At 30.0% G+C, this 20,951-nt stretch carries 21 protein-coding genes; all 21 read right to left on the bottom strand.

Annotation, left to right across the window (positions count from 1 at the left end):
- Positions 1 to 56 precede the first annotated feature (56 nt).
- Positions 57 to 1,325 carry an ABC transporter ATP-binding protein gene (locus OZP11_RS17935; RefSeq protein ID WP_281231889.1) on the bottom strand — a complete coding sequence of 423 codons (1,269 nt, stop codon included), beginning with the start codon at positions 1,323 to 1,325 and terminating at the stop codon, positions 57 to 59.
- A 50-nt stretch (positions 1,326 to 1,375) separates the two neighbouring features.
- Positions 1,376 to 2,236, bottom strand: a complete 861-nt coding sequence (locus tag OZP11_RS17930) for an ABC transporter permease (RefSeq protein WP_281231888.1) — start codon at positions 2,234 to 2,236, stop codon at positions 1,376 to 1,378.
- A 142-nt stretch (positions 2,237 to 2,378) separates the two neighbouring features.
- Complete coding sequence (locus tag OZP11_RS17925; RefSeq protein WP_281231887.1) at positions 2,379 to 4,346, bottom strand: polysaccharide biosynthesis protein; 1,968 nt, start codon at positions 4,344 to 4,346, stop codon at positions 2,379 to 2,381.
- 86 nt (positions 4,347 to 4,432) lie between these two features.
- A complete protein-coding gene (gene rfbA, locus OZP11_RS17920) occupies positions 4,433 to 5,317 on the bottom strand; it encodes a glucose-1-phosphate thymidylyltransferase RfbA (RefSeq protein WP_281231886.1) in 885 nt (294 codons plus the stop codon).
- A 13-nt stretch (positions 5,318 to 5,330) separates the two neighbouring features.
- A complete protein-coding gene (gene rfbD / locus OZP11_RS17915; protein ID WP_281231885.1) occupies positions 5,331 to 6,176 on the bottom strand; it encodes a dTDP-4-dehydrorhamnose reductase in 846 nt (281 codons plus the stop codon).
- On the bottom strand, positions 6,176 to 6,724 hold the full coding sequence (gene rfbC, locus OZP11_RS17910) for a dTDP-4-dehydrorhamnose 3,5-epimerase (protein WP_281231884.1): 549 nt from the start codon (positions 6,722 to 6,724) through the stop codon (positions 6,176 to 6,178). The genes rfbD and rfbC overlap by 1 nt, the downstream gene beginning before the upstream one ends.
- A gap of 15 nt (positions 6,725 to 6,739) precedes the next feature.
- A complete protein-coding gene (locus OZP11_RS17905) occupies positions 6,740 to 7,867 on the bottom strand; it encodes a DegT/DnrJ/EryC1/StrS family aminotransferase (RefSeq protein ID WP_281231883.1) in 1,128 nt (375 codons plus the stop codon).
- Positions 7,860 to 8,285, bottom strand: coding sequence for a cupin domain-containing protein (locus tag OZP11_RS17900; protein WP_281231882.1), 426 nt, complete (start codon positions 8,283 to 8,285; stop codon positions 7,860 to 7,862). The genes OZP11_RS17905 and OZP11_RS17900 overlap by 8 nt, the downstream gene beginning before the upstream one ends.
- The gene (locus OZP11_RS17895; RefSeq protein WP_281231881.1) at positions 8,282 to 9,247 is read right to left on the bottom strand and encodes an MraY family glycosyltransferase; all 966 of its coding nucleotides are present in this window, start codon (positions 9,245 to 9,247) and stop codon (positions 8,282 to 8,284) included. Before OZP11_RS17895 ends, OZP11_RS17900 begins: the two co-directional genes overlap by 4 nt.
- Complete coding sequence (locus OZP11_RS17890; RefSeq protein ID WP_281231880.1) at positions 9,235 to 10,143, bottom strand: NAD-dependent epimerase/dehydratase family protein; 909 nt, start codon at positions 10,141 to 10,143, stop codon at positions 9,235 to 9,237. The genes OZP11_RS17895 and OZP11_RS17890 overlap by 13 nt, the downstream gene beginning before the upstream one ends.
- Positions 10,143 to 10,967 (bottom strand): glycosyltransferase, encoded by an 825-nt coding sequence (locus OZP11_RS17885; protein ID WP_281231879.1) that lies wholly within the window; start codon positions 10,965 to 10,967, stop codon positions 10,143 to 10,145. The genes OZP11_RS17890 and OZP11_RS17885 overlap by 1 nt, the downstream gene beginning before the upstream one ends.
- Positions 10,968 to 10,970: 3 nt before the next feature.
- Complete coding sequence (locus tag OZP11_RS17880; RefSeq protein ID WP_281231878.1) at positions 10,971 to 12,194, bottom strand: glycosyltransferase family 4 protein; 1,224 nt, start codon at positions 12,192 to 12,194, stop codon at positions 10,971 to 10,973.
- A gap of 61 nt (positions 12,195 to 12,255) precedes the next feature.
- Positions 12,256 to 13,167, bottom strand: a complete 912-nt coding sequence (locus OZP11_RS17875; protein ID WP_281231877.1) for a glycosyltransferase — start codon at positions 13,165 to 13,167, stop codon at positions 12,256 to 12,258.
- A gap of 16 nt (positions 13,168 to 13,183) precedes the next feature.
- Complete coding sequence (locus OZP11_RS17870) at positions 13,184 to 14,134, bottom strand: NAD-dependent epimerase/dehydratase family protein (RefSeq protein ID WP_281231876.1); 951 nt, start codon at positions 14,132 to 14,134, stop codon at positions 13,184 to 13,186.
- Positions 14,128 to 14,571: a dTDP-4-dehydrorhamnose 3,5-epimerase gene (locus OZP11_RS17865; protein ID WP_281231875.1), complete on the bottom strand. Its 444-nt coding sequence runs from the start codon at positions 14,569 to 14,571 to the stop codon at positions 14,128 to 14,130. Before OZP11_RS17865 ends, OZP11_RS17870 begins: the two co-directional genes overlap by 7 nt.
- The gene (rfbG, locus tag OZP11_RS17860) at positions 14,559 to 15,674 is read right to left on the bottom strand and encodes a CDP-glucose 4,6-dehydratase (protein ID WP_281231874.1); all 1,116 of its coding nucleotides are present in this window, start codon (positions 15,672 to 15,674) and stop codon (positions 14,559 to 14,561) included. The genes OZP11_RS17865 and rfbG overlap by 13 nt, the downstream gene beginning before the upstream one ends.
- On the bottom strand, positions 15,659 to 16,456 hold the full coding sequence (gene rfbF, locus OZP11_RS17855) for a glucose-1-phosphate cytidylyltransferase (RefSeq protein ID WP_281231873.1): 798 nt from the start codon (positions 16,454 to 16,456) through the stop codon (positions 15,659 to 15,661). Before rfbF ends, rfbG begins: the two co-directional genes overlap by 16 nt.
- Before the next feature lie 41 nt (positions 16,457 to 16,497).
- Positions 16,498 to 17,538 (bottom strand): acyltransferase family protein, encoded by a 1,041-nt coding sequence (locus OZP11_RS17850; protein ID WP_281231872.1) that lies wholly within the window; start codon positions 17,536 to 17,538, stop codon positions 16,498 to 16,500.
- A 20-nt stretch (positions 17,539 to 17,558) separates the two neighbouring features.
- Positions 17,559 to 18,749, bottom strand: coding sequence for a hypothetical protein (locus tag OZP11_RS17845; protein ID WP_281231871.1), 1,191 nt, complete (start codon positions 18,747 to 18,749; stop codon positions 17,559 to 17,561).
- 24 nt (positions 18,750 to 18,773) lie between these two features.
- Positions 18,774 to 19,718, bottom strand: a complete 945-nt coding sequence (locus tag OZP11_RS17840; protein WP_281231870.1) for an NAD-dependent epimerase/dehydratase family protein — start codon at positions 19,716 to 19,718, stop codon at positions 18,774 to 18,776.
- Complete coding sequence (locus OZP11_RS17835) at positions 19,699 to 20,949, bottom strand: glycosyltransferase family 4 protein (protein ID WP_281231869.1); 1,251 nt, start codon at positions 20,947 to 20,949, stop codon at positions 19,699 to 19,701. Before OZP11_RS17835 ends, OZP11_RS17840 begins: the two co-directional genes overlap by 20 nt.
- Positions 20,950 to 20,951 lie beyond the last annotated feature (2 nt).

The raw sequence follows: 20,951 nt of genomic DNA, 5'->3' as shown, positions 1-20,951 counted from the left end.
TAATAGTTGAAATTCATTTAGATATTTACATATCTAGTAATTAAAGTTAATATTTATTAATTCTTCTTCCAGGCAAATTTTGGTTTGATGTAACCGGGTTCACGTCCCATATAAACACCCAATTCGCGGCTGCCGTCAACAATGGTAAATGAAATAATATCTTTTTCAATAAACGCGGCTTCTCTCTCATCTTTTATTAAAAAAAGAGATAGATAATATTGTCCGGATTGAAAAAAAGAAGCTGGGAATGTGCAAGTCAATTCGTTGTATCCGTACTCTAATGCCACTTGATCTTTAGGATGCGAAAAAGAAAAAAGCGCTTCACCCATTTCATTAAATAAATGATATGTTATATGATAGTTTTGAGCTTTCTCATTTTTAATAATTATAGAAGTATTTAAATGTATTTCATCACTTTCAGAAAGCGGTTCTTTAAAACTTTTCCCCTTACCATTTAATGAAATTTTCTCCAGTTTAAATTCTAAATTTTCATAATCACTTCCAAATATTTTTTGATTAGATATTTCTGAATCTCCACTTAAATAATAACTTACAGCATGTTCAATGTCTCCGTCAAACTTAACTTTTCCATGCTCGAGAACGATTCCTCTGCTGCATAGACTTTTTACTGCGGCCATATTATGACTTACAAATAATACAGTTCTTCCTTCTCCTTTAGAGATATCCTGCATTTTACCAATTGCTTTCTTTTGAAACTCGGCATCACCAACAGCCAATACCTCATCAATTACTAGAATTTCAGGCTCAAGAAAAGCGGCTACTGCAAATGCTAGACGAACAGTCATTCCGCTGCTGTATCTTTTTACAGGAGTATCTATATATCGCTCACAGCCTGAAAACTCAATAATTTCATCTAATTTAGAAGCAATTTCTTTTTTGGTCATTCCCAGAATTGCTCCATTTAAAAAGATATTTTCGCGACCGGTCATTTCTCCATGAAATCCTGTTCCGACTTCTAATAATGATGCAATTCTTCCTCGTGATTTTATGCTCCCTGTAGTAGGTGCAGTTACTTTCGAAAGTATTTTTAAAAGTGTAGATTTTCCTGCACCATTTTTGCCAATGATTCCTAAAACTTCCCCACGCTCCACTTCAAAATTAATATCCTGAAGAGCCCAGACATATTCTGAAGTTCCTTTTGTAGAACGATCATTTGTATCACCAATCTTTAAGTAGGGGTTTTCTTTACCACGAATTTCATGCCACCACCTATTCAAATCATGAGTTAAAGTACCAGTACCTACCTCTCCTAAACGGTATTGTTTAGAAATATTTTCGGCTTTTAAAATAATATCTTTTTTCAATTATAATTAATTGTTAGTTGTCAAAAAAAAGTTTAATAGGTATTTTCAATTTAAACTGTGTCGATAAAACTTTTCTCAGTCTTATTAAAAATCAATAGACCCAGAAAAAATACTGCAATAGTAACACCTATTGTATAACTTAATCCCATTATTGAAATTTCGCCAACATTTAGGAGCATATAACGTGCGGTTTCAATAATATACACAAGCGGGTTATATTCAACAATCCATCCATAAGCTGGTAATTTTGATTTTACAAGTTCCATAGGATACATTACCGCTGACAAGTACATTAATAACTGTATTCCAAATACAACCAAGTAGCTAAAATCACGATACTTAGTTACCATAGACGAAATGAGCATACCTAATCCAAATCCCAAAATTCCCATAATTATAATTAAGAAAGGAAAAAGAAATAATGTGCCATTTAGATACAAATTCGATCCTTTGAAATAATAAAAAATATAGAAAGCAATAAAAATTACAAGTTGAATTCCTAATTTAATCAAATTTGAAATTACCACGGAAAGCGGTGTAATTATTCTAGGAAAATAAACTTTTCCAAATATTCCGGCATTAGCTTTAAATGTATCAGAAGTACCATTTAAACAAGCTGTAAAATAGTTCCAAACAGTAATTCCTGCTAAATTAAATAAGAAGGGAGGAACTGGACCTGTATTAATACCGGCCACATTATTAAAGATTATGGTGAATGTTATCGATGTAAACAATGGCTGGATCAAATACCATAATGGTCCTAATACTGTTTGCTTATACACTGTAATTACATCTCTTTTAACAAACAGGAATAATAGATCCCTATATTGCCATACTTCCTTAAAGTTAATTGAGAAGAATTTATTTTTTGGTGTTATTTCAAACAGCCATTCATTAGAATTATTATTCATTTTGATTTTTATAAATTGTAATAGAAAAACCTTTCAAATCTTGATTTAACAGGATTTTTAGTCTTTTATTATTTATTTAAAAAGCAAAAAGGCGTTTTTTAAAAAACACCTTTTACATATATATTAAATTCTTTTTAAAAAATTATTTATCAAGAACTTCAAAAGCAGAATTCATACTTTTAAACTCAGGAACTATCTTTTTCATTTTTGCTACGATATCATCGTTCTCGTAAAAATCTGCGATTCCAATTAACTCGTCAATATCCGTATGAAGATTCTCGTATTCATCCTGTATCTCCTGAGCAATCATAATTTTATTATGATAGGTTGGAAGTGTTTTAGAAGTATCATTTAATAATTCTTCGTATAACTTTTCACCAGGCCGCAAACCTACTATTTTAATTTTGATTTCCTTGTCCGGAATAAACCCAGCAAGTTTGATCATTTTTTTAGCCAGATCAATAATTTTGACCGGTTTACCCATATCAAAAATATAAATCTCTCCACCATTACCCATTGCACCGGCTTCCAAAACTAATTGACAAGCTTCGGGAATGGTCATAAAATATCGTATAATATCCTGATGTGTAATTGTAACTGGACCGCCTTCTGCAATTTGTTTAGTAAACAATGGCACAACAGAACCATTAGAACCTAAAACATTTCCAAAACGTGTAGTAATGAATTTAGTTACTCCCGGAACATTTTCTTTTTGATTTTTCAAGAATAAAGACTGAACGTATTTCTCTGCAATACGTTTACTGGCTCCCATTACATTACTTGGGTTTACCGCTTTATCAGTAGAAACCATCACAAATTTTTTCACATGATATTTACATGATAAATCGGCAAGATTCTTTGTTCCTTTTATGTTTGTCAAAATCGCTTGTGCAGGATTTTCTTCCATCAACGGAACATGTTTATAAGCCGCAGCATGAAAAACAACATGAGGATTATAGTTTTTAAATACCTTTTCTAATGCCTTTTTGCTTTTTACATCAGTAATCACAGCTACGATTTTAGCACTAGAATTCATTTGCAATGTTTCGAGGCATAAATTGTGCAAAGGTGTTTCGGCATGATCTAAAATAATAACCGTTTTAGGATTAAAGCCCAAAACCTGCCTTACTATTTCACTGCCAATAGAACCTGCCGCCCCTGTGATTAAAATAGTTTTGTCTTTTAATTGTTTAGAAATAGATTTACTGTCTAAAACAATAGGTTTTCTTTCTAACAGATCTTCAATCTGGATATTCTTTACCTTTTGAGAAATTTCCTTTTGATTTTCCCAATCAGAAATCAGGGGAACGGTATAAACTCGATAATTAAATTCAAGACATTGATCAACTATAATTAATTGCTCGTCTTTTGTCAAGCTTTTATCGGCAATAATTACACCTTCTGCAGCTACAGACCTCATTAAAGCTGGCAATTTTTTTCTAAGGATCAAAATAGGCAGATCTAGCATTCGTTTAGAAGCATTCTGATTGTTCTTGTCTACAAATCCAACAATCTTAAATCTTGATGGCGTTTCGAACTTTAAGGCATTAGCTACCGAGATTGCGTTTGCATCTGTACCATAAATAACTGTTCTAATAAGTTTTGAATTTGCTTTTTCTGAAAAATACAATTCAAAAGTCTGTTTTACAATAACTCGATAGAGAAACAAACCACAGAATGACAGAACGAGATTTATAAATAATGCCGTATTCAAAAAAGCTTTCTGACCAGTATATAATTCAAATATTAAATTAACAAACAAAAAGAAAACTAAAACTGACATTTGAGAAAAAAGCAATTTTATGGCATCTATATAAGAAGAGTGCCGTATAATTCCCGAATATGTTCTGAACAGCCAGAAGAAAAAAACATTTACAATTATTAAGCCTGAAACAAAATAAAAGTCGTGTGAAATTATAATGTAGCCCAATGCTGTACCTTCAAAGAGCATATAAGTGAAGGTAAAGGAAAAAATAAGAACCATTACATCAATCCCTACAATTATCCACCTCGGCAGATAACTAAGATTATTAATGTTTGCTCTCAAGTTCCTTGGCGAAAAAGAATTGTATAACAAGGATGACAGCTTGTTTGGTTTATCTGTACTCAATTTGGTTTAGTGTTAGTTGTAAAAAAACTAGTATAGTATTACAAAAATACAAATTAAAGGGCTTTAAAAACTATTTACCCTCAAAATTAAACTTTCGAATTGTTTTTCTTTTGTTTTAAAAAATCTATCAAATAGGAGCCATAACCTGATTTAACTAATGGCAGTGCCAAATTCTCCAATTGTTTATCATCTATAAACCCTTGTCTCCATGCTACTTCTTCTATACAGCCTACTTTTAATCCTTGTCTTTCTTCAAGAACCTGCACAAATTGCCCTGCCTGCATCAAACTATTAAATGTACCTGTATCAAGCCACGCCGTACCACGGCTTAATATTCCAACTTTTAGGGATTGTTTTTCTAAGTATACTTTATTTACATCAGTTATCTCATATTCTCCTCTTGCGCTTGGTTTAATATTCTTTGCAATTTCAACTACAGAATTATCATAAAAATATAGTCCTGGCACTGCAAAGTTAGATTTTGGGTTTTCTGGCTTTTCCTCAATAGAAATTGCATTATGATTGTTATCAAATTCTACTACTCCATAACGTTCAGGATCAGAAACATGATAAGCAAAGACAACTCCACCTTTTGGTTTAGTGTTCGATTTTAGCAATTCCTGCATATTGGAACCAAAAAATATATTGTCTCCTAAAATTAAAGCTACATCATCATTTCCAATGAATTCTTCTCCTATTACAAAAGCTTGGGCAAGACCGTTAGGAACAGGCTGTTCTGCATAACTGAATTTACACCCCAGACTAGAACCATCTCCTAATAATTTTTTAAAATTAGGCAAATCGTGGGGAGTTGATATAATTAATATTTCATTTATTCCTGACATCATCAAAGTCGACAACGGATAATAAATCATTGGCTTATCATAAACCGGCATCATTTGTTTACTCATTGCCAATGTTAATGGATGCAAACGTGTACCGGAACCTCCCGCTAAAATAATTCCTTTCATAAATCTTATAAAATTATATAAACATTTTCTTTAAACTTTCTCTATATTCTGGTATATATAGATTATAGACTGTTTTAATTTTGTCCTTATCTAACAATGAAAATTCAGGTCTTTTAGCCGGAGTTGGATAAGATGAAGATGGAATACCATTTATATTACATCTATATTTCCCTAATTCTTTTATTGCTAACGCAAATTCGTACCAGCTTATTTCTCCTTCATTTGAAAAATTGTAAATTCCGGAAATCCATTGTGGAGATTCGAGTATTTTTATCATTGCTTCTGCTAAATCAGCTGCATAAGTTGGAGATCCAATCTGATCATTTACAACATTAATCTCATCTCTTTCCTGCATTAATCTCTGCATAGTTTTCACAAAATTATGCCCAAACTTACTATATACCCATGAAGTTCTAATTATAATGGAGTTCGGGTTTTGTTTAATGCATGCAATTTCGCCGGCTAACTTACTTTCACCATACACATTTATTGGATTTGTTTCTGCTTTCTCGTCTAATGCAATTGAGGAAGATCCGTCAAAAACATAATCTGTCGAAATATGGATCAGTTTTGCATTATTTTTTGAAGCATATACTGCTATTTTTCCGACAGCTAAATGATTAATTTTAAAGGCCTGATCCTTTTCAATTTCTGCTTTATCAACTGCGGTATAAGCCCCACAGTTAAAAATTATATCAGGCTGAATCTTATTAAGCTGAGTGCTGAGTAAATCTAAATCATCTAACGTAATTTGTGTTCTATCTGCAAAGAGCCATTTGTACTTTGTGTATTTTACAGCCAGTTCAGCTAATTCAGAGCCTAATTGTCCTGTTGCGCCAGTTACTAGAATTGTTTTCATTAAAATAAACTATTACAATTTTCTATAAAAGGCAGAATCTGATCTTTTTCGGAAACAATCGCGTCCTTCAGGTCCATTCCCCAATCAATATTTAACGATGGATCATCATATTTAATTCCTCCTTCTGAAGCTTTATTATAAAATTGATCACATTTATACATTACAGATGCTGTTTCGCTTATAACAGAAAAACCATGCGCAAACCCTTTTGGAACTATTAACTGTTTCTTGTTTTCGGCTGATAATAAAATGCTGAATGATTTACCGTAAGTAGCTGAATCTTTTCTTAAATCAACAGCCACATCTATAATTTCACCTTCTAAAACACGTACTAATTTTGTTTGAGCAAAAGGAGGATTTTGATAATGAAGGCCTCTCAAAGTACCATATTTTGAAAATGATTGATTATCCTGAACAAAATCAATATTAATACCAAAATTTTCAAATTTCACTTTACTGTATGATTCAAAAAAATAACCTCTTTCATCGCTAAAAAGTGCCGGCTCGATAATTACTAAATCTTTAATATTTGTTTGTTCTATATTCATTTAAAAAAAATAATCTTATCTTTTATTAAAAAAAGTTCTTAGTGTGTTTTCAATTTTCTTTTTATCATGCGCTGTAAGATTGGATCCAGATGGTAAACAAAGACCATTTTCAAACAATTTTTCTGACAATTTACCTCCATAATAAGGATATCTTTCAAAAATTGGCTGTATATGCATTGGTTTCCAAATAGGTCTTGTCTCGATGTTTGCATTTTCAAAAGCTTCTGATAGATCGTTTTTTTCTTTATTTGATTTTAACAAAATCGTATTTAACCAATAATTTGAAAAATAATTTCCATTTTTTTCCTCAAAAAGTTCAGCCTCTTCAACATCTAAAAAAAATTCTTGATAAAACAAATGATTATTTCTTCTCAACTCAATTTTCTCTTTGAGAGTTTTCATTTGTCCTAATCCAACACCTGCACAAATATTACTCATTCTGTAGTTATATCCAATTTCACTATGTTGATAATGAATTGCATTATCTTTTGATTGTGTAGCGTAAAAAATTGCTTTTTCTTTTAACTCTTTTGAATTGGAAACTAAAGCACCTCCACTTGATGCTGTGATTATTTTATTACCGTTAAACGAAAATATTCCAAATGCGCCAAATGTACCACATTTCTTCCCTTTATAGTTACTTCCTAGAGCTTCTGCACTATCTTCAATAATCGGAATTTCATATCGATCTGCTATAGCATGAATTTCATCTACTTTATATGGCATTCCGTATAAATGAACTGCTATTATTGCCTTCGGTTTTCTGCCTTTTTTTATTCTGTCTTTTATTGCCGCTTCCAAATAATTAGGACATATGTTCCACGTTTCAGATTCGCTGTCAACAAAAACTGGTGTTGCTCCCTGATACAAAATAGGATTTGCCGATGCCGAAAATGTGAGGCTTTGACAAATTACTTCATCACCTGCTTTTACTCCTAATATAATAAGAGCTAAGTGTATTGCGGATGTTCCAGAATTCAAAGCTGTTACAAACGAATCCTTTCCAAAATAATTCTCAAGCTCAATTTCAAAATCATTTACATTAGGCCCGCCAGAAGTAATCCAATTAGACTGTAATGCTTTATTTATGTATTCAATTTCAGAGCCATTTTGTTCTGACAATGACAAATAAATTCTACTCATTTAAATTCCAATAATCAGAAGGATATCGAGCTTCATCTTCTTTTACGTTTACTAATGGCAACGTTGAAAAAGATATCAGTTTTGAGTTTTTTTCGAGAGATTCTATCGCATTAGCAAAACCTGCAGGAATGTGAACAACCTTACTATCAAATTCAGAAACTGCAATAGTTTCGATAAGTAAATCCTTTGACGGAATTTCCCAATTGTCAATTTTTACATAATGAATTTTAAAAGAACCGCTTACACAATAAAAATTCTTTGCATCCAGTTTATGTCCCTGCCAGGCTCGAATTGGATTTTCTTCAGAATTACTTATGATATAAAATCGTTCTATGTCTTCAAAAGTAAAGTCATTTACATATGAAATAGTTCCTCGATGGTCTGAAAAGTTTCCTCCCTGAATTATTTGTGGATTCATACAGTTAATCTTAAATTGCTTTTATTAATTAAATAAAACTTTATTGAATACATCAAAAGCAGTGGAATAATTATAATAGCAAATAATATATAATCGTTTATTTTTTGATAAAGCAATATTACTAAAATAGAAACTACAATTTGTACCACCCCATAATAAAGTGATACTAATCTATGCTGTATTTTATATTCGTTACTCAGAATTTGGTAAAAATGTAAACGATGTGCTTCAAAGATATTTTGTTTCAAATATAAGCGATGTAAAATAGTACAAACAGCATCAACTCCATATACAGCTAAAAATAAAAGCCAGATTAAAGAATTAGTCATAAGAATTAATTTTAAAACTAAATAAATAACCCAAAATGCAATTGCAATACTTCCTACATCACCTGCAAAGCATTTCGCTTTTTTTCTATAATTAAAAAATAGAAAAACTAAGCTGGCGATCATACCATATTTTACAAAAGTACCGTCTGTAAAAAGCTGAACTTTTGTATTTACATAAAGTAATGATCCCAAAACAACCAAAGTATACAATCCTGTTATGCCATTTATTCCGTCCATAAAATTATAGGCATTGATAAGCCCTATAGCTAAAACATAGCTAATGAATATCCACCAAATCGGCATAGAGGTGAACAGGTCTAAATCATAAAACACCAGAGTTATTGCCAGAAAATGAATAGAAATACGTACTTTGTTTGACAAACTCTGAATATCATCCCAAAAGCTCACCAAACTTACTAAGGTAATTCCTGCAAAGAAAAAAAAATTGCTTTCAATATTTTGCACAAAATATAATAAAGCTGAGAACCAAAAAATAATTCCTCCTCCGCGTAAAGTTATTTCGGTATGTGAACTCCTTTGGTTTGGTTTGTCTATAATATTAAAACGATCTGCAACTTTAAAATAAAGAAGCATTAAGATCATTAAAATTAAACCTAATATTATGTATTGCATTGTTTTATAAAACTTTTTATTGTTCTTTCCAATCCTTCTTTTGCAGAATGAGGCAATTTTTCAATTCCAATTGCATTTTTGATTTTTTGATTTGAAACTCTATAATTTTCGGTTAGCTTTTGAATTGTTTCAGAGTTTAATGGGAATTTAATTAAGTCACCCATTTTAGCAATATTATTTATAAAACCTTTAGGTATTGCAAGAGAAAGATTCTTCTTGTTCGATACAGAAGCTATAATTTTTACCAGCTCATTTGTTGACAAAAATTCATCATCGGCAAGATTATAAATACCTGATTCTATAAATTCATTTTTAATAATTTCATTAATTACAAAACAGAGATTGTTAATGCTTAAAAATGATCTTTCATTTTTAAACGCTGCCAAAGGCCAAGGCAATCCTTTATTAACTACTTTATAAAGTAAATTAAGATTTCCTTTATTGTTTGGACCATGAATCATACATGGTCGTAATATATAAAATCTTTTTCCTTCAAATATTTGCGTGTTTAGTATATATTCTTCTGCTTTTCTTTTTGTAATTCCATAATGCGTTTTAGGGTTTGGAATAATGTTCTCTACTAAAATACCTTCAACTTTATCCGCTACAGCTTTTACTGTACTCATAAAAATAAATGTTGAAGCACTGGATTGTAAAAAAGCATCAAATACTTGTTTAGTTAATTCAAAATTTGCCTCCTCATAATCATTAGCTCTGGACACTTTTTTTAAATCGTGAGCTTTTCCTGCAAGATGGATAACAACATCTGCTTTTATCTCTATTTTTTGGTTTGGAACATACCGAATGTTTAAGGTTTCTATTTCATTTTCATTTAGAGATTCTTTAAGATTTGTTCCCACAAATCCTGTTGCACCAGTAATTAAAATTTTTTTCATTACCTAGAAAATTTAAAATAGATATAACTATACAGACTAAAGGGCAAAATTCGCAAAGGAATTTTAAAGATCAAAACTTTTAAAAAATCTAGAGGGCTAAAAAAACCCAATCTTAAGAATTTTCTATACAATTTCATTTCATTCATTGCATATTTTCTTCCCCATCTTCTTTTTATTGCTTCAGACAAATTTTCTCCAAGTCTAAAATATAAGACATTTTCTTTCACATTACCAAATTTAAATCCTGTCAAATAAGCTCGGACAAAGAAATCATAATCTTCTGGAAATATTGTTGCATCATAACCTTTTAGATACTCAAACAAGTTTTTCCTAAAAACAATTGTTGGATGAGAAAAAGGGCTTCTAAATTTCATGAATTGAACTATTTCATTATGAGATAATGGAACCTTTCTAATTGAAACTACATTTTCTATATCTGATGAAAACTCAATTATTTGCCCTCCAACTATATCCAAATTATTATTTATCAAATATTTAATTTGAATTTCAAACCTTTCAGCTATACAAATATCATCAGAATCCATTCTCGCAATAATATCATTTGTAACATGTTTCATACCTTCATTTAAAGCATATGCTAAACCTTTATTTTGAGGCAATTCAATTACTAAAAATAACATTGGATATTTACCACAGTACTCATTAATTACATCATCTAATTCAATGGTCAACGGCCCGTCCTTAACTATAATTATTTCATTAGGTAATAATGTTTGTTTTATAATAGACTCTAAAGATTGTCTTAAACAATTTGAGTTCTCTTTAATGTAAACAGACATCAAAACTGAAAAATTTTGTAACATAATTTATCTGTAAGAATATAAGTTGCTTAATTCCGTAAAATATTTTGATTTTGAAAACAAATCCCGAATTTTGGCTTCCAATTTTGGTTTTTCGTTAATTAATTTTTCATAATCATTGACTGCTTTAGTAATTTGATCAACTAAAGAATACTCATCTTCACTTTCAAATAACAAACCAAAATTCAATTTTAAGACCATCTCTCTCATTCCTCCGTGATTCGCAGCAATAGGTATAATATTATAATTAAATGACTCTATCATCATCATTGGTGCATTTTCAAAACACTTTGAAGTCATAATTGAGATTTTTGAAGTTTCCAAGTATTTAGCAAGTTCTCTTTGTGTCATGAATGGAAAAAAAATCACCTTATCTAAAATCTTTTTTTCATTCACATATTGTTGAAGTTCCTTTTTTTCTGAACCATCTCCTATGATTAATAGCTTATAGTTCTCTATATCTTTGGAAGCAAAAAGAGAAAAAGCAGTAATCAATAACTTTATATTTTTCTCCTCTGATAATCTGCCGAAATAAACTATATTGTTTTCTTTATGAAATTTCACCTTTTTTTCTAAATTTTCAAAAATTGGATTATTAATTTCAACTATTTTTTTATCACTATAAAATTTATTTAAAAGGATCGCTTCTTTTATAAAATTTGATGGAACAACTATCGTATCAATGATCTCTTTCTTATAGTAATAATGCGTTATTAAACTATTGAATCCTTTAGCTATTGAATGAACAAAACCTGCTCTACTACATTTTCTATAAAATATTTTAGTTTTAAAATGAACACTTGCACAGTCCAAACACCTTTTTGTTTTATTGTAATCATAAGCAGCCTGATGAGAACATGAGTACTGAAAAGTATGGACGGTTTGTATTATTCTTATGTTATCTCTCCGTTTTTTATAGTTATGTAAAGAATGTAAAATAGAAGGAGATAAATTTCCATAGTGATGTAAATGAATTATATCCGGTTCAATTTCTTTCAGCATTAAATCCATTTTTCTTTTGTTTGAAAAAGAGTAAATAAAATCTGCCAACTGCTCCTTTTCCTTAAAGTCAAAATCTACTTTGAATGGTAATTTATTTGATTGTTTACAAGCAGTATAATGAGTATTTATCAAATCTAATTCTTGAAATAAAACTACTGTCTCTCTAAAAACAGATTCACCACCACCACCTTCACCTCTTTCGGAAATATGCAAAATTTTCTTTGCCATTTACTATATTTTTTTGGGGCTATATTTATTAATTATAAGAATTAAAATCACTTAATAATTTTTAAGTTTTTATCAATTCGAGAGGATTTAATTTAAGAATTCTAAATAGAGCTCTAAATTTTATATAAGTAACACCACTTTTTAATGCAATGACAAAGTTTTTAAGACTTGCTTTTTTATTCTTATTACCTAATAGCAATACACCTTTTTGATAACTAAGAGCTGCTACGGATTTTTTTTGTTGATTTTTTGAAAGCAATTCCATGTATGAAGAATAAACCTCATTCAATCTAGAAATTTGACGTTCATCCACATAAGATAAACTATCTGTACTTTCCTTATTATAAAAACCTAAATCTTTATCAATTAATTTAAACTTTGTACCTACAAGCCCCATTCTAATCCATAAATCAAAGTCTTCAACACCGACAATCTTTTTATCTTCTGAAAACAATAATTTATTTTCGGTAAAAACACTTTTTCTAATACAGGTTGAAGATGTCAATATTGGGTTAAAACGTGTTAAAAAATCTATTAAAGGCTCATCATTATTTATCTGTCTTGTATACATTGTTCCTTGCCTCCCTTTTCTGTCTATAGCTACAAGTTTATGGTAAACAAAATCTATATTTTCTAAATCTAAATTAGAAATATACTCTAGCTTATTATGTGCATACCAATCATCTGAATCCAAAAAACAAATCCAATCTCCTTTTGCATTCATTATCCCCGTATTTCTTGGCCTTGCAGGCCCGCCAGAATTTTCGGGTAAAATTATATAATTTAAATTCAAAAGTGCTTTATACTTCTCTATTAACTCTTTAGTATCGTCTGTAGATGCATTGTCACAAATTATCACCTCAAAATTTTTAAAGGTCTGTTCCAACAATGAATTAAGACATCTTTCTAAATCTACTTTTCTATTGTAGGTTGGTATTACAACAGAAAATAAATAATTATTTGTTTCTAACATATATATAAAAGTTAATCTAGTTTTCTTTTTGCAAATAGTCAAAAAGATCATTAATCCCATCTTCTAGAGACCATTGAGGCAGAAATCCAATACTATGAATTAAGCTATTATCTATTTGATAAGGCTTTGTTTTTAAGTTCGCTTTTTGTTCTGATTCCACTATTATTGGCAATTGGGTTCCATATCGTTGTGCAAAAACATTTTTTATCTTTTCAGCAATTTCTAATATGGATATTGTATTTCCTGATGATAAATTGTAGACAGGATATTTTTCTTCTGTTTCTATAATCAGTTTAACACCAGCGCATACATCCCAACCATGGATAAAATCACGCAAAGGAGATCCATCTGATTGTAAAACAATCTTTTTTCGATTATACGCCATTCGACACAAATCATTAATAACCAGCCACCAACAATTGTTTTCTTCAAAAATGGGTGCTCCATAACTATTTGTCAACCTAACAATGCGACAATCAACGTTAGATGTTGCATTATAATATTCACAAATTAATTCTCCAATTTGATGTGTTAATCCATAAGGATTTTGGCTTGATAACAATTTATCTTCCCTTACTAATTCATCTTTTAACTGCCCATACACTTGTGCAGTTGAGAAGTAAATGAATTTTTTCAATCCTTTCTTTGAAAAAGCGTCTAACAAAGACCAAACTGGAGTAATGTTTACTGAACTGACATATGCCGGATTTTTATTTGATTGGTGATGATCTAATGAAACTAAATGCAATAATGTATCATACTCAAAATCAGCCATTTTTTTCAAAAATCCTTCATCAGAAATATCTCCGATCAAAACTTTATCCATTTTTGCTATCCAATCCTTATCTGAAGGAATTTTAGAATGACAAAGAGCAGTCACTGCGTAACCAGCATTAGCTAAGTGTAAACAAATTCGGGCACCAATATATCCGCTGCCTCCAGTAACAAAAATTTTTTTTTTTACCATGAATAACTTATTTCAGATAAATCATCCTTTCTTTCTATTTCATTCGGATCATGTTCAATATTAGCCAAATTCAATAGCAGATTATAATTTTTTCCAACACCTTCGAATGCAACCCAAACTCCTGGAGGTATAGTGATTCTTTGATAATTATTTTCTCCTAATGTTATATCAAAAAAAGCTCCTTTAGTAATACTATCTTCCCTATCATCATAGATTACAAAACGAATGTCTCCCAAAGGAACTACAAAATTCAAAGTCATTTCGTAATGTTTTTTCCATGGCTTTACATCTTCAAAATGTATAGTTGAAAAATAAGCTTCTCCAAATCCCGAATAACCTATATCGGATTTTTTCATTCCATGAAAAACATCTCCTTTAGGGTTATATATACGTTTTAAGGGAGTTAAAAAAACTCCTTCTACATTTATCTTGTCCATGCTATATTTCCAAGTTTTGCTAAATTCTCATACCCCTCTATTTGTGCTTGAGTATAAGAGTACATATCCCCTTTATTTTTATAAAACTCATAATACCAATCACTAGTATATTCAATTAAAGTAGTATAATCTAATGTTGGTTTCCACTGAAAGTGAAATAACGCTTTATCACAATTTAATTTTAATAGCCCAGCTTCATAAAATTTAATATCTCCTGTTACCTGATAAGCATCTTTAGAATTCTCAAAATGCCAACGTATACTCATGTCTTCTAAAATTTCTTGAACAGTGTGATTGTATTCTGGTTTTGGTCCAAAATTAAAACTTTCACCATTTAAAGAGTGATCATTGTATAAACGTTCGCCTAATTGCAAATAACCGCTAAGAGGCTCTAAAACGTGTTGCCAAGGACGAGTTGCTTTTGGGCTTCTAATCTCTACGACTTTCCCCAAACTCCAAGAGCGCATACAATCGGGAATTATTCGATCTAAAGCCCAATCTCCTCCACCGATAACATTTCCGGCACGAGCAGAAGCAATCTTAACAACACCCTCATCCTTTTTAAAGAAAGAATGATAATAAGATTTGAAAATTAACTCAGCAGCTCCTTTGCTTCCACTATAAATATCCTTACCTCCCACAGCATCGGTTTCTTTATAACCATATATCCATTCCACATTATCGTAGCATTTATCACTAGTAATTATAATGGCTGTACAAGGTTTTTTATAACTTCTTAATACTTCTAGTACATTTGCTGTCCCCATTACATTCGTAGAAATCGTATCAATTGGCTCGCTATATGATAATGAAACTATTGGCTGCGCTGCTAAATGAAAAACAAAATCTGGTTCAATATCATTGATTATTTTTCCGATAGCGCCTAAATCACGAATATCAGCAAAAAAATGTTTCATTTTATTTTCCAATCCAAGCTCTACAAACATTGAAGGAGAAGTAGGAATCTCATTGGATATTCCATATACATCAGCTCCTAATGAAAGCAACCACGCACATAACCATGAGCCTTTAAATCCTGTATTCCCAGTTACTAAAACTTTCTTTCCACGATATACATTTCCAAATACTACTTTTTCTCCCATTTTACCCAAGGTGCTTGATTATTATTATAAAGTTCATTCAATAAAGAATACTCTCTTGAAGTATCCATTGGTTGCCAGAAACCATCATGTTCGAAAACTTTCAATTCTCCCAATTCAACAAGTTTTTTCATTGGTTCCTGTTCTAGAACCAAATCATCGTCATCGCTTAAGATATCGAAGAATTCTCTATTGCACACAAAATATCCGCCATTTATTCGTCCACCACTTGCCTGCGGTTTTTCATTAAATCCAGTAATAGTTGATCCGTCTTCAGCAATTCCTAATTCTCCAAAACGTCCAGGAGGTCTAACTCCAGTTAAAGTAACCATTTTTCCATGAGATTTATGGAAAGCTACTAAAGCATCTATATCAATATCTCCAACTCCATCCCCATATGTAAGCATAAACATAGGATCATCTCCAATATATTTTTTAATCTTTTTAACTCGAGCCCCTGTCATTGATTTAATTCCAGTTTCTGCGAGAGTTATTTCCCAACCATCTTCATCATGGCTAGTTTCTGATATAATTTGCTCAGCTTTTTCGCCTAGTTTTATTTTAATATCAGCACTTCTTAGTTCGTAATTAACGAAAAAGTCTTTTATTACTTCACTTTTATACCCCATACATAATATAAAATCTTGATATCCAAAAGATGCATAGGTCTTCATAATATGCCATATAATAGGTCTTCCTCCAATCGGAATCATAGGTTTAGGGATATCATCTGCAACATCACGAATTCTAGTTCCATAACCGCCACATAATATTACTGCTTTCATAATATGTTATTTGTTTTATAATTAGACTTTATTTAAGTTTTTTATTTTTTTGAAGTTAGTCTTTTTCCAATGTTTATAAATTTCAGTTCAAAATAATTGTATAGAAAGAAAGATATAAAAATCGTTAATAATGGGACCAAAACAAGTAAGCCTTTCTTTACATTCAAAAAATTTAGCACAAAAGAATATATTACAGGATGTAATATGTAAACTCCATATGTTGATAGTCCAAGTAGTTCAAGAGGTTTAGCTACAAATGGTGGTAAATTAATTTTCATCTTATAAAAACAAAATACAATTATAAGACAAATTGCCACAAATAAGATTCGACCTATTCCTGTTACCAATACAATATGATCTCCAAAAAAAGGAAGAAAACAAAAAGCTACTACCGAACCTATCAATAAAAAATTAACCAACACTGAATTACACTCAATACTTTTAAAATTATAATAAATGGCAATACCACTTACATACAAGAAAAAATTATTAAATGGGTTTATATAAAGTGACCATTGACCACTCAGATTAATATTTTGATTCAGCAAGTAGAAAGAAAAGAAAAAACCTATAATAAATGACATAAAAAGAAATAAATTTCCTAAAATTTTACTATAATTATAGCAGGAAAAAATAGCAGGAGTTAAGAAATAATAAACCATTTCGTTACCTATTGACCAAGAACCAGTAGCCATATAAGCTGATGGTTTTATAAAACCAAATAAAGTAGTTATATTAAAAATCAGACCTAGTAAACTACAACCCTCTCCTGACAATCTTGATTGAAAAAAAAGATAAAAACATACCAGCCACAACAATGGCCAAATTCTAAATACTCTTCTAATTATAAATTTAACAGCTGTTTTTAAATTAATTATGTAACTATTGTATACTATTGCCATACTTAAACCGGATAAAATAAAAAATATAGAAACACCATAAATTCCAAGCCTTCCAAGTATTGTATCAGATTCTAAACGAAAACCTTCCCAACCACTTACATGATAAAACATAATAGACAATGCCATTAAACCTCTCAACCAGTCTAACGTCTCAATTCGTGCAATTTTTTTACTATTCACTATTTTTTTCTGAATTTAAATTAATTATCTTCTATTTCTGCCAACCACTTACAAACTAAAACATTTACAATAAATAATGGTGTAAATAAAATCACTACACTGTTTAGCCATAGTAAGTTAGCTATCATATAATATTTAGATCTATAAGTACAATATATTATGAATATCAGAACAAAAACAGTCACTATTAATCCATTCTCTACTAATGATTTAACAATTGGATTTGACTCTCCACGATCACTATTCTTGCCAATAAAACCTGGTCCTCTTCCTAACATTAATTGTACTGGTGACGCTGTAAATAAAAAAAAAGATGAAGTATCCAATCTATTTGTTCTATCTTCAGAAGAAGAAGGCCCTAATGCTTCGAATAATTTGTCTTGACTTACCACTGTAAATAGTGTTAATATTCCAACAAATAGTGTTAAGCTATATATAATGTTCGCAGTCTTCTCTCTAACAGTTAGAATTGACATGAACTTAAATCCCAATATAGACACAAAAACAATTGCAAACACTACCCAACTCATTGTTGAAAAAGAACTTAGGGCTCCAAGAAATACAATAATCTGAGCCAAAATAAGATACCATCTATTTTTAATCCACTTAGATAATAAAAAGAAATTAGTAGAAAGAAACCAACCTTGATAGCTTGGTTCAAACAAAAATCCACAAACTCTTCCGATTACTCCAGATTCAAAAACCTTTGGATTTATGTAGCCTAAAAAATAATTATGAAAATATTGGTAGACATAATCTCCCTCACCCACAGGCTTTAATGTATACGAAACTAAATCTAAATTGAACCCTAAAAATGAAATTATTGATAAAATAGAAAGAATTAAAACTAGTATAAAATAAAATTTGATTACCAATCCTCTGAGGCTTTTATTTCTCCTTACACTAACCATTAGTACAATTGCTAATAGGACATATAACAAAGTATATACTATCTCTTCAAAAATAGCACCTATTAAAAGCCAATAAAATGCACAAACAGTGAAAAATAAAAGTATCGGTATATATATTTTTATAAAATATCTTCTAAATACGATGGTAAAAAGAGAAAATAATACAATAAAAAGAAAAAGTGACAATCTTATATACGTTGGAACATAAATCGAAAGAACAAATGGGGGATGCATTAATATGAAAAAGACTATTAGAAAAACTAATATTAACGCGATTTTATTATATCTAACTTCTTCCATTTAAGCTAATTCTACAATTAGTTTTTAATTATTTTTTTCGTTCTCAAACAAAATTGTTTTCTGAATCGCATCTTCAAATTGTGTAAAATTATGTTGTACTAATGAATGCATTAATGAAGTATCTAGACAGAAATCTTTTACATCTGTATTTTTTGAATCAACATAGTTTATTACCAAATCTGGCAGATACTTTTTAATAATACCTAATATTGTATTTAACTGATAAGTTTTCCCTGAACCAACATTAATAGTTTTATTGACAATTTTATTTTTTATCAGCTGAAAAATAATTTCCACTAAATCATCAACAAACAAATAATCCTTAGATTGAGTACCGTCCCCCCATACTTCAATAGGTTCTCCTCTCAAAGCTCTCCTAATTGCTATATTTATAACACCTTGCTTTTCAGATGTATGGAATTTGCCAAAAGGATTCGAAACTCTTAAAATTAAAAAATCAATATCATATTGTTTTTTATATAATCTGATATAATTTTCAATTGTTAATTTTACAACTCCATAAGAACTAACTGGATCACAAATTTCATTTTCAGAAATTTTATTTAAATTCTTTTCTCCATATACTGCCCCCCCTGATGATAAATACATAATTGAATTACAACCAAAATCTTTCATTATATCCAATAGACCTATAGTTGCAATTAAATTTCCATTGATATCACACAAAATATTACTACCTGATGTCAAAGGTGTTGTAGAAGTAGCAAAATGAAAAACTTTTGTAAAATTCCACTTAGAAAATAAACTAGTTAGTAAATTTATATCTGAATAATCTCCCGTTACATATTCTATATTATCAAATTGTTTTTCAATAATTCGTCTTGATAAAACAACAAATTTGCAACAAGAAAATTCCTTATCTTTAAGAATGAAATCTACTACATTACTTCCTATAAACCCATTACCTCCTAATAATAAAATTATATCTTCATGCATCGATTTGTTCATAAATATTTTTTAATTTCTGTCCATAACTTTCAGGACTGTAATTAATGTAACTTTTTTTGGCATTATTCCCTAAATACAATCTCAATTCCTGATCACTAAATAATCGAAGAATTTCATTCGCTAAACTTTCTATGAATGTATTTTTATCATTTTCAATCAAAACACCATTAAAATTTGATTCAATTACTTGTGCAATTCCAGCAAAATTTGTAGATAAAATTGGTTTGCCATAACCTAAGGCGGACAATACAACTAAAGGCATATCCTCATCTCTTATTGATGGCAATACGAATAAATCGCTAGCAGAAATAAAATCTTCACTATTATTTTTATACCCTAACAGAAAAACATTAGACTCCAGCCTCAATTCTTCAATATTTCTTTTCAATAATGCTTCATCTTCACCATTACCTATAAAAACACAATAGACTTTGTCCTTTGGCAGAAGTTTCTTTTGATATAAGTCCGCCAATGCGCTTATTAAAAATCTTTGTCCTTTCCTTTCTGATAAAAATGCTACTTCTACGATCAAAAAACTGTCATTAGGAATATTTAAGTCTTTTAGAATTTGCTCTCTATTGCAATTTACTTCAGGCAAAGGAACACAGTTATTAACTACTAAAATTTTATTCTCGTCAAAATTTCTCTTTTTTATTAATTCTTCTTTAGCTTTATTAGATGCGTTAATAAAATAACTAACATTCCTATTTATAAATTTATCATAAAATTTTTCTAAAAAATTTTCACGATCTCTAGCTTGATTATTTACCTGATAAATTATTTTACGTCTTAAACTTAAAAAGTTTGCCCAAACTAAAATATTACAGCTCTTTGCTGCAGGATAACCTCCATTGTTAATATGTATCACGTCAGGTTTAGTTCTTAACAATAAAAAGATTAATACTACTAAATTCCATAAAAAATAAATCCGAAACCTTTCTAAAAAATAAAAAGGAATTTTTAGACTATTTTTTAAAAATGTGGGTAACGAAGTTAGATTAATTTTGTGAAACAAAGATTCGTTAGATAGCAAGATTAGTGAATAGTTCCCATTTCTATCTAAAATTCTCTCATTGCGCAGACCTATCTCATATTCTTTATGCTTTCTGTAACCATACAACAAACAAAAATTATTCTTTAAAATTTCATTTTTCAACAAGAAAGAAACTAACTTCTCACTTCCACCATAAATATAACAATCACTAAAAATTAAAACTTTTAATTTCTTCATCT

Origin of the sequence: Flavobacterium gelatinilyticum (genome assembly GCF_027111295.1) — a bacterium.
GTDB classification, from domain to species: domain Bacteria; phylum Bacteroidota; class Bacteroidia; order Flavobacteriales; family Flavobacteriaceae; genus Flavobacterium; species Flavobacterium gelatinilyticum.
Note: the sequence above shows the minus strand (reverse complement) of the source record. Positions and strands in the feature narration are given on the sequence as shown.

Coding starts and splice junctions, on each gene's coding strand:
- OZP11_RS17930 (WP_281231888.1), bottom strand. CDS start 2,236: ATGAATAATAATTCTAATGAATGGCTGTTTGAAATAACACCAAAAAAT.
- rfbA (WP_281231886.1), bottom strand. CDS start 5,317: ATGAAAGGAATTATTTTAGCGGGAGGTTCCGGTACACGTTTGCATCCA.
- rfbD (WP_281231885.1), bottom strand. CDS start 6,176: ATGAAAACAATTCTAGTAACTGGCGCAACAGGACAATTAGGCTCTGAA.
- rfbC (WP_281231884.1), bottom strand. CDS start 6,724: ATGAATATAGAACAAACAAATATTAAAGATTTAGTAATTATCGAGCCG.
- OZP11_RS17905 (WP_281231883.1), bottom strand. CDS start 7,867: ATGAGTAGAATTTATTTGTCATTGTCAGAACAAAATGGCTCTGAAATT.
- OZP11_RS17900 (WP_281231882.1), bottom strand. CDS start 8,285: ATGAATCCACAAATAATTCAGGGAGGAAACTTTTCAGACCATCGAGGA.
- OZP11_RS17895 (WP_281231881.1), bottom strand. CDS start 9,247: ATGCAATACATAATATTAGGTTTAATTTTAATGATCTTAATGCTTCTT.
- OZP11_RS17890 (WP_281231880.1), bottom strand. CDS start 10,143: ATGAAAAAAATTTTAATTACTGGTGCAACAGGATTTGTGGGAACAAAT.
- OZP11_RS17885 (WP_281231879.1), bottom strand. CDS start 10,967: ATGTTACAAAATTTTTCAGTTTTGATGTCTGTTTACATTAAAGAGAAC.
- OZP11_RS17880 (WP_281231878.1), bottom strand. CDS start 12,194: ATGGCAAAGAAAATTTTGCATATTTCCGAAAGAGGTGAAGGTGGTGGT.
- OZP11_RS17875 (WP_281231877.1), bottom strand. CDS start 13,167: ATGTTAGAAACAAATAATTATTTATTTTCTGTTGTAATACCAACCTAC.
- OZP11_RS17870 (WP_281231876.1), bottom strand. CDS start 14,134: ATGGTAAAAAAAAAAATTTTTGTTACTGGAGGCAGCGGATATATTGGT.
- OZP11_RS17865 (WP_281231875.1), bottom strand. CDS start 14,571: ATGGACAAGATAAATGTAGAAGGAGTTTTTTTAACTCCCTTAAAACGT.
- rfbG (WP_281231874.1), bottom strand. CDS start 15,674: ATGGGAGAAAAAGTAGTATTTGGAAATGTATATCGTGGAAAGAAAGTT.
- rfbF (WP_281231873.1), bottom strand. CDS start 16,456: ATGAAAGCAGTAATATTATGTGGCGGTTATGGAACTAGAATTCGTGAT.
- OZP11_RS17845 (WP_281231871.1), bottom strand. CDS start 18,749: ATGGAAGAAGTTAGATATAATAAAATCGCGTTAATATTAGTTTTTCTA.
- OZP11_RS17840 (WP_281231870.1), bottom strand. CDS start 19,718: ATGAACAAATCGATGCATGAAGATATAATTTTATTATTAGGAGGTAAT.
- OZP11_RS17835 (WP_281231869.1), bottom strand. CDS start 20,949: ATGAAGAAATTAAAAGTTTTAATTTTTAGTGATTGTTATATTTATGGT.